This is a genomic window from Roseicyclus sp. (genome assembly GCF_965662675.1).
Taxonomy (GTDB): Bacteria; Pseudomonadota; Alphaproteobacteria; order Rhodobacterales; family Rhodobacteraceae; genus Roseicyclus.
Genome location: NZ_CBFIIK010000009.1, coordinates 1 through 15,420 on the forward strand (window position 1 = coordinate 1; position 15,420 = coordinate 15,420).

13 protein-coding genes and 1 pseudogene are annotated in these 15,420 nt (G+C 60.6%); 10 read left to right on the plus strand and 4 right to left on the minus strand.

Annotation, left to right across the window (positions count from 1 at the left end):
* Window positions 1-319, minus strand: a pseudogene (locus ACTG4J_RS03295) (DNA mismatch repair protein MutS); the annotation flags it as partial.
* Window positions 320-446: 127 nt separating this feature from the next.
* On the opposite strand from ACTG4J_RS03295, the gene ACTG4J_RS03300 reads away from it, so the two are divergent.
* Genes ACTG4J_RS03300 through ACTG4J_RS03310 form a run of 3 tightly spaced genes read left to right on the plus strand, consistent with a single transcriptional unit; the run spans window position 447 to window position 3,285 of the window.
* Window positions 447-2,711 (plus strand): NADP-dependent malic enzyme, encoded by a 2,265-nt coding sequence (locus tag ACTG4J_RS03300; protein WP_439137098.1) that lies wholly within the window; start codon window positions 447-449, stop codon window positions 2,709-2,711.
* A gap of 38 nt (window positions 2,712-2,749) precedes the next feature.
* On the plus strand, window positions 2,750-2,992 hold the full coding sequence (locus ACTG4J_RS03305) for a type II toxin-antitoxin system CcdA family antitoxin (RefSeq protein ID WP_439137099.1): 243 nt from the start codon (window positions 2,750-2,752) through the stop codon (window positions 2,990-2,992).
* A complete protein-coding gene (locus tag ACTG4J_RS03310) occupies window positions 2,992-3,285 on the plus strand; it encodes a CcdB family protein (RefSeq protein ID WP_439137101.1) in 294 nt (97 codons plus the stop codon). The genes ACTG4J_RS03305 and ACTG4J_RS03310 overlap by 1 nt, the downstream gene beginning before the upstream one ends.
* A gap of 3 nt (window positions 3,286-3,288) precedes the next feature.
* Here ACTG4J_RS03310 and dnaJ read toward each other — a convergent pair whose 3' ends face one another.
* The 3 genes from dnaJ to ACTG4J_RS03325 all read right to left on the minus strand — a co-directional run bounded on the left by dnaJ (window position 3,289) and on the right by ACTG4J_RS03325 (window position 7,334).
* Window positions 3,289-4,446: a molecular chaperone DnaJ gene (gene dnaJ / locus ACTG4J_RS03315; protein WP_439137102.1), complete on the minus strand. Its 1,158-nt coding sequence runs from the start codon at window positions 4,444-4,446 to the stop codon at window positions 3,289-3,291.
* A 74-nt stretch (window positions 4,447-4,520) separates the two neighbouring features.
* Complete coding sequence (dnaK, locus tag ACTG4J_RS03320; protein ID WP_439137104.1) at window positions 4,521-6,425, minus strand: molecular chaperone DnaK; 1,905 nt, start codon at window positions 6,423-6,425, stop codon at window positions 4,521-4,523.
* A gap of 255 nt (window positions 6,426-6,680) precedes the next feature.
* Window positions 6,681-7,334: an ABC transporter permease gene (locus ACTG4J_RS03325; RefSeq protein WP_439137106.1), complete on the minus strand. Its 654-nt coding sequence runs from the start codon at window positions 7,332-7,334 to the stop codon at window positions 6,681-6,683.
* Window positions 7,335-7,621: 287 nt separating this feature from the next.
* On the opposite strand from ACTG4J_RS03325, the gene cysQ reads away from it, so the two are divergent.
* The 7 genes from cysQ (at window position 7,622) to ACTG4J_RS03360 (ending at window position 15,417) form a co-directional block, all read left to right on the plus strand.
* Complete coding sequence (gene cysQ, locus ACTG4J_RS03330) at window positions 7,622-8,431, plus strand: 3'(2'),5'-bisphosphate nucleotidase CysQ (RefSeq protein WP_439137108.1); 810 nt, start codon at window positions 7,622-7,624, stop codon at window positions 8,429-8,431.
* Window positions 8,428-9,228 (plus strand): 3-deoxy-manno-octulosonate cytidylyltransferase, encoded by an 801-nt coding sequence (locus ACTG4J_RS03335; protein ID WP_439137109.1) that lies wholly within the window; start codon window positions 8,428-8,430, stop codon window positions 9,226-9,228. Before cysQ ends, ACTG4J_RS03335 begins: the two co-directional genes overlap by 4 nt.
* On the plus strand, window positions 9,225-10,439 hold the full coding sequence (locus ACTG4J_RS03340) for a glycosyltransferase family 2 protein (protein WP_439137110.1): 1,215 nt from the start codon (window positions 9,225-9,227) through the stop codon (window positions 10,437-10,439). The genes ACTG4J_RS03335 and ACTG4J_RS03340 overlap by 4 nt, the downstream gene beginning before the upstream one ends.
* A gap of 118 nt (window positions 10,440-10,557) precedes the next feature.
* Window positions 10,558-11,451, plus strand: coding sequence for a UTP--glucose-1-phosphate uridylyltransferase GalU (galU, locus tag ACTG4J_RS03345; RefSeq protein ID WP_439137112.1), 894 nt, complete (start codon window positions 10,558-10,560; stop codon window positions 11,449-11,451).
* Window positions 11,452-11,467: 16 nt separating this feature from the next.
* Window positions 11,468-12,694: a glycosyltransferase gene (locus tag ACTG4J_RS03350; RefSeq protein ID WP_439137114.1), complete on the plus strand. Its 1,227-nt coding sequence runs from the start codon at window positions 11,468-11,470 to the stop codon at window positions 12,692-12,694.
* A 15-nt stretch (window positions 12,695-12,709) separates the two neighbouring features.
* Window positions 12,710-13,720, plus strand: a complete 1,011-nt coding sequence (locus tag ACTG4J_RS03355) for a glycosyltransferase family 2 protein (RefSeq protein ID WP_439137115.1) — start codon at window positions 12,710-12,712, stop codon at window positions 13,718-13,720.
* Window positions 13,717-15,417 carry a DUF5927 domain-containing protein gene (locus ACTG4J_RS03360; RefSeq protein WP_439137116.1) on the plus strand — a complete coding sequence of 567 codons (1,701 nt, stop codon included), beginning with the start codon at window positions 13,717-13,719 and terminating at the stop codon, window positions 15,415-15,417. The genes ACTG4J_RS03355 and ACTG4J_RS03360 overlap by 4 nt, the downstream gene beginning before the upstream one ends.
* Window positions 15,418-15,420 lie beyond the last annotated feature (3 nt).

Sequence of the window (15,420 nt, forward strand, 5' to 3'; positions counted from 1 at the left end):
GCACCACGGCCTTGGAGCCGCCGCGCCTTTTCGCCTCCGCCGGGTCTTCCATCTGTTCGCAGATGGCCACGCGAAACCCTTTTCGGATCAGGGTCAAAAGGTAGCTCTCAGAACTATGCGCAGGTACACCGCACATGGCGATATCTTCTCCGAGATGCTGGCCCCGCTTTGTCAGCGCGATATCGAGCGCCGCCGCTGCCGCGACCGCGTCGTCAAAGAACATCTCGTAAAAATCGCCCATCCGGTAGAACAACAGCGCATCGGCATGCTGTGCCTTGATCTCCAGATACTGCGCCATCATTGGCGTGACGCTACTCATTCCGCCCCCCGATTGCTCGTATCCTAACCTACGCAAGCCCGGCTCGGGATTGAAGCGGCAAAAGGCCGTTGTTGCCGCCGCGTCTTGCAGTGGCTAAACCAGTGTTCGGACCGAGGGGGAGACAAAAATGGCTGAAAAGAGCAGGATCACTCGCGAAGAGGCCTTGGCCTATCACCTGGACCCGTATCCGGGAAAGATCGACATCAACGCTTCGACACCGATGGCGACTCAGCGCGATCTTAGCCTTGCCTATTCCCCCGGTGTCGCCGTCCCCTGCGAGGTGATCGCCGAGCGGCCCGAAGCGGCCTATGACTACACTACCAAGGGCAATCTGGTGGCCGTGATTTCCAACGGCACCGCCGTGCTTGGTCTGGGCAATCTCGGTGCGCTTGCCTCCAAGCCGGTGATGGAGGGCAAGGCGGTGCTGTTCAAACGCTTTGCTGATGTGAATTCCATCGATATCGAGCTTGATACCGAAGACCCCGATGAGTTCTGCCGCGCCGTGCGGCTGATGTCGCCCACATTCGGCGGCATCAACCTTGAGGATATCAAGGCGCCGGAATGCTTCATCATCGAACAGCGCCTCAAGGAAGAATGCGATATCCCGGTGTTCCATGATGACCAGCATGGCACCGCCGTGATCTGTGCCGCGGGTTTGATCAACGCACTGCACATTTCGGGCAAGAAGATCGAGGATTGCCGCATCGTGCTGAACGGCGCGGGGGCTGCTGGTATCGCGTGCATCGAATTGCTCAAGACCATGGGCGCGCGGCACGAGAACTGCATCGTCTGTGACACCAAGGGTGTGCTGTATCAGGGCCGCACCGAGGGCATGAACCAGTGGAAATCGGCCCATGCGGTGAAAACCGACCTGCGCAGCCTTGAGGACGCGATGAAGGGGGCGGATGTCTTCCTTGGTGTGTCCGCCAAGGGGGCTGTGACGCGCGAGATGGTGGCCAGCATGGCACCGAACCCCGTCATCTTTGCCATGGCCAACCCCGATCCCGAGATCACCCCCGAGGAAGCGCATGAGGTGCGCCCCGACGCCATCGTCGCCACGGGCCGGTCGGATTACCCCAATCAGGTGAACAACGTCTTGGGCTTTCCCTATCTCTTCCGTGGCGCGCTGGATATTCATGCCCGTGCCATCAATGACGAGATGAAGATCGCCTGCGCCCATGCACTTGCCGATCTGGCGCGCGAGGATGTGCCCGATGAGGTCGCCGTGGTCTATGGGCGCGATCTTTCCTTCGGGCGCGATTACATCATTCCCACCCCCTTTGACCCCCGGCTGATCTATACCATCCCCCCCGCCGTGGCGCGGGCAGGCATGCAAACCGGCGTGGCGCGGCGTCAGATCGACGATCTTGACCGCTACGCCGAGGGGCTGCGCGCCCGGCTTGATCCGACAAGCTCGATCTTGCAAGGAATCTATGCGCGGGCAAAATCGGCGCAGGCGCGGATGATCTTTGCCGAGGGCGATGATGTTCGCGTTCTGCGCGCCGCTGTTGCTTATCAGCGGCAAGGTTTGGGCCGCGCGCTTGTCGTGGGCCGCGCGGCGGATGTGAAATCCAAGCTCGAAGCAGCGGGCCTTGCCGATGCCGTGCGTGAGTTGGAGGTGGTGAATGCCGCCAACACCACCGAGTTGGAAAGCTACAAGGCCTTTCTCTATGAACGCCTGCAACGCAAAGGCCATGACCGGGCCGATATTCACCGCTTGGCCGCGCGCGACCGGCATGTCTTTGCCGCGCTGATGCTGGCCCATGGGCATGGCGATGCGCTGGTCACGGGGGCGACGCGCAAATCGGCCCATGTCCTCGATCTGATCGGCAAGGTTTTCGATGCCCGCGCCGAGGACGGGGCTGTCGGCATCACGGCGCTGTTGCACAAGGGCCGCATCGTCCTGATCGGCGACACGCTGGTGCATGAATGGCCCGAGAAGGAAGATCTGGCGCTCATCGCCCAGCGCGGCGCGCAGGTTGCCCGCGATCTGGGGCTGGATCCGCGCGTGGCCTTCGTCAGCTTTTCGACCTTTGGCTACCCGGTCAGCGAACGCGCTGAAAAAATGCATCAGGCCCCACAGGTTCTCGACAAGCTGGGGGTCGATTTCGAATATGATGGGGAAATGGCCGTCGATGTGGCGCTGAACCCCGATGTGATGGCGCAATACCCCTTCACCCGGCTTTCGGGGCCTGCCAATGTTCTGGTTGTGCCGGCGCGCCATTCGGCCAGCATCTCGGTCAAGCTGATGCAGGCGATGGCGGGGGCCACGGTGATCGGCCCGATCCTGACCGGGTTGAAAAGCCCCATTCAGGTCTGTTCGACCGTTTCGACGGCCAATGACATCTTGAACATGGCGGTAATGGCAGCCTGCGAGATCGGGCGGCGCTGACCGAGTTTCTTGGCGTGTGGGCAAGGGATGTGTATACTATGCCCACACCAACGCCGAGGGCCGTCATGGGCAAGCAACGCACCAACATCACGATCGATGCACGGCTTTTGGCCGATGCGCGCGAGATGGGGCTGAATGTCTCGGCCATCGCCGAAGAGGCGCTGCGCACGGCGCGCCGTGAAGCGTGGCAAAAAGAGAATGCCAAGGCGTTGGAAAGTTTGAATATCTGGGTTGAAGAGAACGGTTTGCCGCTTGCAGATTACCAAGTCTTGAAACTGTGATGGCGCAATACAAAGTCTATCGGCTGACAGGCGGTGAACTGGTCCTCGACCTTCAAAGTGACCTTATCGAGACCACGACACGAATCGTGGCTCGTTTGATTCCCTTCGGCCAGCTTGGAACTTCGATAAAAGACGCCAATCCGGTCTTTGTGATTGACGGGGAAGAACTTGCCCTTTTGACAACGCACCTTGGCGCGGTGCCGGAAACCATTCTAGGAGACGAGGTTTCCGATCTTGGCCAACACAGCTACACCATCCTGCGCGCCATCGACATGGTCTTTACCGGGATCTGAGGCTTAGCCCTTCATCCCGTCCCAAAAGCTTTTGACCTTGTCGAAAAAGCCGCTGGCGTTGGGGTTGTTCGACTTGGCGCTGATCTCCTCGAATTTTCGGAGCAGTTCTTTTTGTTCTGCCGTCAGGCTGACCGGTGTCTCCACCGCCAGCTCGATGTACATATCGCCGACACCCGCGCCGCGCAGTTGCGGCATACCCTTGCTGCGCAACCGCATTTGGCGACCCGATTGCGATCCCTCGGGCACCTTCACCCGTGCGCGGCCGCCGTCGATGGTCGGCACCTCGACCTCACCGCCAAGAGCGGCCTTGCTCATCGAGACTGGCACCCGACAGAACAGGTCGATCCCGTCACGTTGAAACAGCGCGTGGTCGCCCACTTCGATAAAGATATAAAGATCGCCCGATGGCCCACCGCGCAAACCGGCTTCACCCTCGCCCGACAAGCGGATGCGCGTTCCGGTTTCCACGCCTTGCGGAATATTCACCGATAGCGCGCGGTCTTTTTGCTGCCGCCCGGAGCCGCCGCAACTACGGCAAGGGTTCTTGATCACCTGCCCCATGCCCGAGCAGGTCGGACAGGTGCGCTCAACCGTGAAAAAGCCTTGCTGTGCGCGTACTTTCCCCATGCCCGAACAGGTCGGGCAGGTCGTCGGCTCCGAACCACCCTCGGACCCCGTGCCGGAGCAGCCAGAACAGGCGGTCGTGCTTGGCACGGTAATCTGCTTTGTCAGGCCGGCATAGGCATCTTCTAGCGATATTTTCAGATTATAGCGCAGATCCGAGCCGCGGCTGGCGCGTGAGCGCTGGCCGCCACGCTGGCCACCCATGAAATCCCCGAAGAGATCCTCGAACACATCCGAAAAGGCCGAGGCGAAATCGCCCTGACCCGGCCGCCCGCCATAGCCGCCCGCGCGCCCGCCGCCGGCCATGCCGCCATCGAAGGCGCTATGCCCGAAGCGATCATAAGCCGCGCGTTTCTCGGCATCCTTCAGGATGTCATGGGCTTCGTTCACCTCTTTGAACTGGGCCTCGGCATTGGGATTGTCGGAATTGCGGTCGGGGTGAAGCTCTTTCGCCTTTTGGCGATAGGCTTTCTTGATCTCATCGGCGGATGCGCCTTTCGAGACCCCAAGAACCTCGTAGTAATCGCGCTTGGCCATGTCGTTCCTTCCCTGAACGCAGGCGACCGGCCGGGTTTACGCCCAGCCGGTCGCCGTTGGATCACGCCGTTGGATCAGCCGCGCTTGCGGTCGTCGTCGAGATCTTCGAAATCGGCATCGACGATATCGTCATCGACGGGGCGCGCGGCGTCCGGGTCGTCTTCGCTATCTGAAGCCTGCGCCTTGTAGATCGCCTCACCGAGACGCATCGCGGCTTCGGTCACATTCTGGATTCCGCCTTTGATCTTGCCAGCATCTTCGGTTTCCAGCTGTTCTTTCAGCGCCTTGATCGCCAGTTCGATGGCTTCGATGGTCGAGGGGTCGACCTTGTCGCCATGCTCATCCATCGACTTTTCGGTCGAATGGATCAGGCTTTCGGCCTGATTGCGTGTTTCGACCAACTCGCGGCGCTTCTTGTCGGCGTCGGCGTTCTCCTCGGCCTCCTTTACCATGCGGTCGATATCCTCGTCCGACAGACCACCCGAGGCTTGGATGGTGATCTTTTGTTCCTTGCCGGTGCCTTTGTCCTTGGCGCCGACCGACACGATGCCATTGGCGTCGATGTCGAATGTCACCTCGATCTGCGGCACACCGCGGGGCGCGGGCGGAATGTTTTCCAGATTGAACTGGCCCAGCATCTTGTTGTCAGCGGCCATTTCACGCTCGCCTTGGAAGACGCGGATGGTCACGGCGTTCTGGTTGTCATCGGCGGTCGAGAAAATCTGGGCCTTTTTCGTCGGGATCGTCGTGTTGCGGTCGATCAGGCGGGTGAAGACACCACCCAGCGTTTCGATACCAAGCGATAGCGGCGTCACGTCGAGCAGCACCACATCCTTGACGTCGCCCTGCAGCACGCCCGCCTGAATGGCCGCACCCAGCGCCACGACCTCGTCGGGGTTCACACCCTTGTGCGGCTCCTTGCCGAAGAACTTGGTCACTTCCTCGACGACCTTGGGCATGCGGGTCATGCCGCCGACCAGAACAACCTCGTCGATATCGCCCTTGGACAGGCCCGCATCCTTGAGGGCGGCGGCACAGGGCTTCATCGATTTGGTGATCAGATCGCCAACAAGGCTTTCGAGCTTGGCGCGCGTCAGCTTCATTACAAGGTGAAGCGGTTGACCATTCGCGCCCATCGAGATGAAGGGTTGGTTGATCTCTGTCTGGCTAGAGGAAGACAGCTCGATCTTGGCCTTTTCGGCCGCTTCCTTGAGCCGCTGCAGCGCCATCTTGTCGGTCGTCAGATCGACGCCGTTTTCCTTTTTGAACTCATCGGCAAGGTAGTTGACGATGCGCATGTCGAAATCTTCGCCACCGAGGAAGGTATCGCCATTGGTCGATTTCACCTCGAACAGGCCATCATCGATTTCCAGGATGGTGATGTCGAAGGTCCCGCCGCCAAGGTCATAGACCGCGATGGTGCGCGTCTCTTTCTTGTCGAGGCCATAGGCAAGTGCGGCTGCTGTCGGCTCGTTGATGATGCGCAGCACCTCGAGGCCCGCGATGCGGCCGGCGTCTTTGGTCGCTTGGCGCTGGGCGTCGTTGAAATAGGCGGGCACGGTAATGACGGCCTGCGTCACCTCTTCGCCAAGGTAGCTTTCGGCGGTTTCCTTCATCTTGGTCAGGATCTGCGCCGAAACCTGGCTGGGCGAATATTTCTCGCCGCGCACTTCGACCCATGCATCACCATTGCCGCCATTGACGATATTGTAGGGGACAAGCTTCTTGTCCTTTTCAACCTCGGCATCGCCAAGGCGGCGGCCGATCAGGCGCTTGACGGCGAAGATGGTGTTTTCGGGATTGGTCACGGCCTGCCGCTTGGCGGCTTGGCCGACCAGACGCTCATCATCGGTATAGCCGACGATCGAGGGCGTGGTCCGCGCCCCTTCGGAGTTTTCGATCACGCGCGGCTGGCTGCCATCCATGATGGCGACGCAGGAGTTGGTTGTGCCGAGGTCGATACCAATCACTTTGGCCATGTCGGTCGGGTCCCTTCTTTCAAGCGAACGGGCGGTGGCGGGTCCGTTTTGGCCCCCGATGCGCCCCGTATAGGATAATGGTGTTGGTCAAGGTGCACGCCCCAACCGGTTCGCAGGGTATATAGGAGGGGGGTCAAGCCCCTGCAAGCGGGGCTGGACAGCAGAAAATCAGGCAAATTGACACGATGGCAAAGTTTGATCCGCGCCAAATGCATTCGGGCGCCGCTTTGCCGTCAGTGCCGCGCTGTCAGCCGGTCACCGACCAGCGCCCCAGCTTGCCGAAATATGCTTGCGGCCATACGCGTCGCCCATGAAGCCGATCATGAGGGCAACCAGTGTGAAATACAGCGGATATTCCCAATTCGAATGGTGTGGGAAGTAGTTGACAAAGGTAAAGCCACGCGCCTGATCGATCACATGGAACAGTGGGTTCCAATCGAACATGTCGATCATCATGCCGGGCATCATGTTTGCCACGAACATCTTGCCCGACGCGATCATGTTGGCGCGGATATAGATCAGTTGAACGATCGTGACGACATCCGGCAGCCACGGCTTCGCCGCCATCAGCATCAGCCCGACCGCGCATCCTGTCGCCCAAGCCAAAAGGTACATCAACAACGCGCCGGGCCAAAAGTGGATGCTGATCGGATTGATGACGGTGTGGATCGCAAAGAGGATGATCAGCAGGCAGATGGTTTGCGTGTAAAGAACGCTCATTGCAGAGGAGAAAATAGCCACCAGCGTGTTCATCGGCGCATGCTGCATCATTGCCGATGTTGGGCCTTCGGCACCCATGACTTGCTGCACTGACTTGATATGGGTCAGGTAGGCATAGATGCCGGTGAGCAGATACAACAAGAAATCGCCCCGTATCGCCGCACCGCGCGCACCGATCACGGTGAACATGAGATAGAAGGCAAAGATAAACAGAACCGATTGCAGCACGCTGAGCATGATGGCCCAAATCGCGTTGCGATGGCTTTGGCGCACCTTGCGCGCAGCAGCGATGAAGCTGAGTTCAAGCATGTTCAACGCAAGACTGAAGGTCGATTGCGTGCGCCTTGCCTCGAACATGAGCGGCTTACCCCTGAATACCCAAACATCGCTGCAGGGACTTGCCCATGCGCACTGCACTTGCCCCGCCGCGTGATGCCGACGATAACGCTATAGCCTTATCACGCAATCAAGGCAAAATGGAGGCAGATGTGGATTACGATCATGTGATGCGGGTTTTCCGTGAGGCGGCGATCGACGCGGGCGCGCGGATCATGGAGGTCTACAGGGCCGATGATTTCGATGTGCGGGCCAAGTCGGATGACAGCCCCGTGACCGAAGCCGACGAGGCTGCCGATGCGCTGATCTCGGCCCGGCTACGTGCAGAATTTCCAGATATCGTGTTGGTCACCGAAGAACAGGCCGACAGCCACGCTCAAAGCGCGGCGCGGTTCATCATCGTCGACCCGCTGGATGGGACCAAGGAATTCGTCCAGCGCCGTGGCGATTTCACCGTCAACATCGCGCTCGTGGAAAATGGCGTCCCGGTGCGCGGCGTGGTCTACGCACCCGCCAAGGAACGGCTTTTCTATACCGATGCGCAGGGCGTCAGTGTCGAGGAAACCGGGGCTTTCGATCCTGTCGGTATCGGCCCTGTTACGCCGATCAGGGTCAAACAGCCCGAAAAGGCGGGGCTTTTCGTCGTCGCCTCCAAATCGCACCGCGATGAGGCGACGGACGCCTATATCGCCAAATACCCCGTCGCCGATCTGAAAAGCGCGGGCTCGTCGCTGAAATTCTGTCTCGTGGCCACGGGTGAGGCCGACCTCTACCCCCGGCTGGGTCGCACGATGGAGTGGGATACCGCCGCGGGCGATGCCATTTTGCGCGGCGCGGGCGGGCGCATGGTCCGCTTCGAGGATCATCAGATCTTCACCTATGGCAAGCCGGGCTATGCCAACGGGTTTTTCATCGCCTACGCCCCCGGCGTGGAGTTGCAGACACCATGAGCGTCATTTGCGTGATCCCGGCCCGCTATGCCTCGACCCGCTATCCGGGCAAGCCATTGGTGACGCTGCGGGGCGCGACCGGCGAAAGCCAGAGCTTGATCGAACGCAGTTGGCGGGCGGCGCGGGCCGTGTCGGGCTTTGACGCGATTTATGTCGCCACCGATGATGACCGGATCGCCGCGGCGGCGCGCGGGTTCGGCGCGGATGTGCTGATGACCTCGTCCGAGGCGCGCAATGGCACCGAACGCTGCGCCGAGGCGCTGGGCCAGCTTGGCGCTGGGGTCGAGATGGTGGTCAACCTGCAAGGCGATGCGCCCCTGACGCCGCCGTGGTTTCTGGAGGCGTTGATCGCGGGCCTGCGCGCCGATCCTGATGCGGCGATCGCCACGCCGATCCTGCGCTGCGACGGCGAGACGCTGGCCGCGCTCAAGGCCGATCGCGCGGCTGGCCGTGTCGGCGGCACCACCGCCGTCGTCGATCACGCGATGCGCGGGCTTTACTTCTCCAAGGAGGTGATCCCCTTCACCGCCCAAGGTTACGCACCCGCGGCGCCGACGCCCGTGTTTCATCATGTTGGCGTCTACGCCTATCGCCCGGCAGCATTGCGTGCCTATCCCGATTGGCCCATCGGCCCGCTCGAGGCGCTCGAGGGGCTGGAACAGCTTCGGTTTCTCGAGGCTGGGCATCGTGTTCTCTGTGTCGAAGTGGCGGCACAGGGTCGAAAATTCTGGGAACTCAACAATCCCGAAGATGTGCCTCGGATCGAGGCGATGTTGACGGAGATGGGCCTGCCGTGAGTGATGCGCTGCGGTTGAGTGTCGTCGTGGTCAGCGCGGGGCGCCCCCGCGCATTGGATCGCTGTCTGACCGCAGTTTCGCAGATGCGCACCACGCGGGCCGAGGTCATCGTAGTTGCCGATAGTGATGGGATGGCTGTGGCTCGCCAACATGACTACGGCGCGCGGCTGACGCTTTTGGCGCAGGAGGGGGCCAATATCTCTGCTGCGCGCAATATCGGTATTGCGGCGGCGGCAGGTGAGATCGTGGCCTTTATCGACGATGATGCCGTGCCCGAGCCCGATTGGGCCGAGGCGATGCTTGCCGGTTTCGAAAACCCCGCGATCGCCGCCGCGACCGGGCCCGTCATCGGGCGCAACGGAATCTCATTGCAGTGGGGGCGGATGGCGGTCGACGTGCAAGGGCAGGATCGTTGGTTGCCCGCCGGGGACCAGATCAGGCCGGACGAGGTGCCGAAACTGCATGGCACGAACATGGCGTTTCGCCGGGAAATATTGTCTCGAACAGGCGGATTCGACACGGGTTTCGCATTTTTTCTGGACGAGACGGATCTTGCCTTGCGGCTTGGCAGCGCTGGTTTTGCAACCGCCTATCTTCCCGGTGCCGTTGTGCATCATGGGTTTGCCGCAAGCGCACGCCGAACCGAGGATCGGGTGCCGCTCGACCTGTTCGACATTGGCGCGTCGAGCGCGCTGTTCCTGCGCAAACATGCGCCCGATTCTCTTGCAGCGGGGCTGGCGCGTCTTGAGGCGGACCAGCGGACCCGGTTGTTGCGGCTGGCGCGACGGCGCAAATTGACCGCGCAGGATATGCGCAAGCTGATGGAAAGCCTGCGCGCCGGTATCGCGGATGGTGGCGCGCGCCAAGGCAGCGTGTCGATCGTCGCGCCATGTCGGCGATCCTTTCAGCCGTTGCGTGACGCAATGCCGCCGGCCATGGGCTTTACGAATGGTTGGTGGTTTTCCGCGCATCACCTTCGCCTTCAGGCCGAAAAACGGATCGCGGATGGGCAACCTACGACAGTCATCTTGCTTGCGCCGACACCGCGTAAACACAGGGTTGAATTCACCCAAGGTGGTTGGTGGGAACAGCGCGGCGGCCTTTTTGGACCATCCGACAGGGCGGGCGCCCGGATTCAGCCATGGCGGTATCGCGCACGGGTCGCGGCCGAGGTGGCGCGAATTTTTAGAGAGATGCCTATCGCTTTCTAGCAGAAAGCCTATCGAAAGAATATTTTCATGATTCCCCTTTGCCGGGGATTTCGCCATACTGCCCGGCAACTTCGCCACGAAAGCGGTGTGCGGGGGCACAATGAGCAGGGGTGAGTGAATGAAAAAGCGTGTGACCAAGGCGATCTTCCCCGTGGCTGGCCTGGGAACCCGGTTTCTTCCGGCGACAAAGTCGATCCCGAAAGAGATCATGACCTTGGTGGACCGTCCGCTCATTCAATATGCCATCGATGAGGCGCGCGCCGCCGGGATCAAGGACTTCATCTTCGTCACCAGCAGGGGCAAATCCGCGCTCGAGGATTATTTCGACAACGCGCCCGAGCTGGAAAACCAGCTGCGTAAAAAGGGCAAAACCGACCTGCTCGAGGCACTCAAGACCACCAATATGGAATCGGGCGCCATCGCCTATATTCGCCAGCATCGTGCGATGGGGCTGGGCCATGCGGTCTGGTGCGCGCGGCGACTGTTGGGCAATGAGCCCTTCGCCGTGATCTTGCCCGACGATGTCATCGCGGCCGAGACGCCCTGTCTGCAGCAGATGGTCGAAGCGCACGCCGAGATCGGCGGTAACATGGTCGCCGCGATGGAGGTGCCTGCGAGTAAAACCTCGGCCTATGGTGTGCTTGATATCAAGGAAGACATGGGCTCGGTCGTGTCGGTCAAGGGCATGGTCGAAAAGCCCGCACAAGGTACCGCGCCATCGAACTTGGCGGTGATCGGGCGCTATATCCTGACCCCCGCGATCATGGACAATCTCAACAAGATCAAGACCGGCGCGGGCGGCGAGGTGCAATTGACCGATGCGATCGCGCAGGAAATCGCCAATTCGGGCAATGTCTACGGTTTCCGTTTTCGCGGCCAGCGTTTCGACTGCGGCTCAAAGGCCGGCTTTTTGCAGGCGACCGTCGCCTTTGCCCTGGGCCGTGACGACTTGCGCGACGAGTTCTCCCAATATCTGGGGGATCTGATGGCCGCGCGTAACGCAGCGGAATAGGCATGGGGCCGCCGTAATGGCCGGTCTTTCGCAAGCGGGCTTGATCTGGCTGGATGTGACGCGGCTTGTCACCCGCGCCGGGCGGGGCGTGTTGACGGGCATCGATCGTGTCGAGATGGCCTATCTTGAGCATCTTCTGGCCTTTCCGGCGACCCATACAAGTTTCTTGCTGCGCTCGACACGCGGATACCTGTTGCTGGATCAAAATGGCGGGGCGGTTTTGCGTGACATCCTTACTGGGCGTCGCGCGCTTGGTCCGGCTGACCGCCTGTCGCGGCTGATCGGAAAAGGGACTGATCCGCGTCACAGGGTCGAAGCAAGCCTAAGGGCCCATGCAATCGCCCGCTGTCTGCGCGGCGGGCTTGGCCGCATGATCGGGCGGGCGGCCAAGGGGCCGGGCTGGTATCTCAATATCGGTCATACAGGCTTGAGTGCTGCGCGGCTTGGGGCCTTTGCGGCCCGACCTGATATGCGTGTAGCCGTTCTGGTCCATGACCTGATCCCGATCATACACCCCGATCTGGTCGCGCCCGGCATGCCCGCCCGCTTCGCCGCCCGGCTGAAGGCTGTGCGCGCACATGCCGATCTGGTCATTTGCAATTCGAAGGCGACGGCGGACGATCTGGCGCGGCATTGGTCGGGCGGGGACGGCCCGCCCCGGATCGTGGCGCATTTGGGCGTCGATGCGATGCCGCGTGACGATACCGCCCGCGATCCGCGTCATGTGGTGATGCTCGGCACGATCGAGCCGCGCAAGAACCATGCCTTGATGCTTGATACATGGGAGGTGCTGGCCCGCGCGGTGTCACCCGAGATCCTGCCACAGCTGCATATCATCGGGCCGACCGGCTGGCAGGTCACGGCGCTGATGGATCGGATCGCGCATCACCCGCTTTTGGGAAAGGCGATCCACCTGCATGGCCCACTGCCCGAGGAAGCGGTTCGCAACCATCTGGCGCGCGCCGGTGCTTTGGTCTTTCCGTCCCTGGCCGAAGGCTATGGCTACCCACCGCTCGAGGCGGCATTGGCCGGATCATTGCCGATTTGCAGCGATCTGCCCGTATTTCGCGAAACCTTAGGCAACAGCGCAGTTTACGTCCCGCACAAGGATGCCTATTCTTGGGCGGAAACGATTAAGAAACTTCTTTTGGTTAGTGACGAGTTGCCATCCCTTCCCCCGCCCAAAGCTCCGGGATGGGATGCGCATTTTGAGACGGTGGGCGCGCTTCTCGCTCACCCGTGAGCGGAAGGGCCGAGCATGAAGGCGATCAATCGGTATTCATTGCGCTTGCAGCGCAAGAAATACCTCGTTCGCGCTTGGCGAAAAAGCCGGGCGTTGCGGGTCGTCTCAGATCGGACCAATGTGATCGGTCCGCAAGATGTGCTTTGTTTCTGCACGCTGCGAAACGAAAAAGCGCGGCTGAAGTATTTCCTGAACTACTATCGCGATCGGGGCATTTCACATTTCCTCTTCGTCGATAACGACAGCAATGATGGCAGCCGGGAGTATCTTGCCGAACAAGCCGATTGTTCCGTTTGGACCACGCCCGAAAGCTACAAGCGCGCACGTTTCGGCATGGATTGGATCAACCGGTTGCTTCGGCTTTATGGCCATAAGCATTGGTGCCTTGTGGTCGATCCGGATGAGTTTCTGGTCTACCCGTTCAGCGATACCCGTCCGATACCTGCGCTGACCGATTGGCTTGATGCATCGTCGATCAAAAGCTTCGGCGCGATGATCCTCGACATGTATCCCAAAGGTGCGATCAGCGCACAGCCCTATGCCGAGGGTAGTGACCCTTTCCAGATCGCTTGTTGGTTCGATCCGGGCAACTACGTCATCCAACGCAACTGGCAATACGGCAATCTCTGGATTCAAGGCGGGCCGCGCGCGCGCGCCTTTTTCACCGAAACACCTGCCAAGGCCCCCGCATTGAACAAGATCCCGCTGGTCAAGTGGCACAAGAGCTATGCCTATGCCAGTTCGACACATATGTTGCTGCCGCGTGGCCTGAACCTTGTCTATGACGAATGGGGCGGCGAAAAGACCTCGGGTGTTTTGCTGCATGCGAAATTTCTCGATACCTTCAGCGCAAAGGCCACCGAAGAGCTTGAGCGCCGACAGCACTACGCCGCCTCGGCCGAGTACAAGGCCTATCATGCCGGGCTGAACCAGCACCCAGATTTCTGGACCAAATGGTCCGAGCGTTACATCAACTGGCGCCAGCTTGAGATCCTCGGTCTGATGTCCAAGGGTAATTGGGCATGAGCGCGCTGGGTTTCGTCATGTTGTGCCACACCGCGCTGCACCGCGCGGCACAGGTGGCACGCCATTGGGCGGAACGCGATTGCCCCGTGGTCATCCATGTCGATCGCCGCGTCAAACGCGCCCGCTACGAGGATTTTCGCCGCGAATTGGCCGATCTTGAGAATGTGCGCTTTTCCAAGCGCCTGCGCTGCGAATGGGGAACCTGGTCGTTGGTGCAGGCCTCGCAATCGGCGGCCGAGTTGTTGTTGGCGGAATTTCCGGGTGTGCGACATGTCTATCTGGCGTCGGGCTCATGCCTGCCGCTGCGACCGGTGGACGAGTTGCAGGCCTATCTTGCCGCGCGTCCCATGACCGACTTCATCGAAAGCGTGACCATCCGCGATGTCGATTGGACGGTCGGCGGCCTGAATGATGAACGCTTCAAGCTGCGTTTTCCTTTCTCATGGAAACGCCATCGCTTCTTGTTTGACACCTATGTCGATCTGCAACGCCGGGTCGGTTATCGGCGCCAAATGCCGGAAGGTGTCATGCCGCATCTGGGTAGCCAATGGTGGTGTCTGACCCGCCAGACCCTGACCGCCATCTTGCAAGATCCAAGACGGCGCGAGCTGGAGCGTTTCTTCAGCCTCGTCTGGATTCCGGATGAAAGCTACTATCAGACCTTGGTGCGCAACTATGCCCGCACGATCGAAAGCCGGTCGCTGACGCTGTCCAAGTTCGATTTTCAGGGCAAGCCGCATGTCTTTTACGACGATCACCTTCATCTGTTGCGTAGGTCGGATTGCTTTGTGGCGCGCAAGATTTGGCCCAAGGCCAACCGGCTCTACAACACCTTCCTGACCGATGACGCCACGATCAGCCGCATGGCCGAACCGGCACCGGGCAAGATTGACCGGGTTTTCTCGCGCGCGTTGGAGCGCCGAACGCGTGGTCGGCCCGGCCTATACATGCATAGCCGCTTTCCCAACCCGGATTGGGAGAATGGCAAGACGGCCGCGCCTTATTCGGTGTTTCACGGCTTTAACGATCTTTTCCTCGATTTCGAGGGGTGGCTGTCGCGCCGCTTGGGAACGGTGGTCCATGGTAATATCTTCGATCCGCGCCGCGCTCGTTTCGCGGGTGATGCGCCGACCTATGCCGGGGGTTTGTCGTCCAGCGCGACGATGCGCGACTATAACCCCGAGCATTTCCTGACCAGCATGATCTGGAACACCCGTGGCGAACGGCAGACATTCATGTTCGGGCCACGCGATAGCCAAAAGGTCGGCGCTTTCCTGGCGTCCGACAGTAACGCGCAGATCTCGGTCATCACGGGTGCTTGGGCGGTGCGGCTTTATCTCTCGAACCGCAACTTCGCCGATATCCGGCAAGAGGCGGCGCTTTTGCAACGGCGCGAGGTAGAGTTCGTCAACACGCTGCGCCATGTGAAATCGCGCGCCGATATCCGAATCTGGACGTTGGCGGAATTCATCGAAGAGCCGATGGAGAACCTGCAAAGCATTCTTGATGCGATCGAGGGTTCCAATGCGCTCCGACTGACCGAAGCGCCGCGAATGGCCGATCTGTCGGGTTTCGCGGCCTTCCTGCAATCGCTCAAGAACCAAGGGATGAACCCGATGACCGTGGGCGATTTCCCGCAAGAGGGGCATGCCCATCGCCCGCCCGCCGACCGCAACCGCCCCTATCTGGTGAACTGATCC

What these genes read in the sequence shown, in the direction of transcription:
- ACTG4J_RS03300 (WP_439137098.1), top strand. Translation starts at nt 447, where the DNA reads ATGGCTGAAAAGAGCAGGATCACTCGCGAAGAGGCCTTGGCCTATCAC.
- ACTG4J_RS03305 (WP_439137099.1), top strand. Translation starts at nt 2,750, where the DNA reads ATGCCCACACCAACGCCGAGGGCCGTCATGGGCAAGCAACGCACCAAC.
- ACTG4J_RS03310 (WP_439137101.1), top strand. Translation starts at nt 2,992, where the DNA reads ATGGCGCAATACAAAGTCTATCGGCTGACAGGCGGTGAACTGGTCCTC.
- dnaJ (WP_439137102.1), bottom strand. Translation starts at nt 4,446, where the DNA reads ATGGCCAAGCGCGATTACTACGAGGTTCTTGGGGTCTCGAAAGGCGCA.
- dnaK (WP_439137104.1), bottom strand. Translation starts at nt 6,425, where the DNA reads ATGGCCAAAGTGATTGGTATCGACCTCGGCACAACCAACTCCTGCGTC.
- ACTG4J_RS03325 (WP_439137106.1), bottom strand. Translation starts at nt 7,334, where the DNA reads ATGTTCACCGTGATCGGTGCGCGCGGTGCGGCGATACGGGGCGATTTC.
- cysQ (WP_439137108.1), top strand. Translation starts at nt 7,622, where the DNA reads ATGGAGGCAGATGTGGATTACGATCATGTGATGCGGGTTTTCCGTGAG.
- ACTG4J_RS03335 (WP_439137109.1), top strand. Translation starts at nt 8,428, where the DNA reads ATGAGCGTCATTTGCGTGATCCCGGCCCGCTATGCCTCGACCCGCTAT.
- galU (WP_439137112.1), top strand. Translation starts at nt 10,558, where the DNA reads ATGAAAAAGCGTGTGACCAAGGCGATCTTCCCCGTGGCTGGCCTGGGA.
- ACTG4J_RS03350 (WP_439137114.1), top strand. Translation starts at nt 11,468, where the DNA reads ATGGCCGGTCTTTCGCAAGCGGGCTTGATCTGGCTGGATGTGACGCGG.
- ACTG4J_RS03355 (WP_439137115.1), top strand. Translation starts at nt 12,710, where the DNA reads ATGAAGGCGATCAATCGGTATTCATTGCGCTTGCAGCGCAAGAAATAC.
- ACTG4J_RS03360 (WP_439137116.1), top strand. Translation starts at nt 13,717, where the DNA reads ATGAGCGCGCTGGGTTTCGTCATGTTGTGCCACACCGCGCTGCACCGC.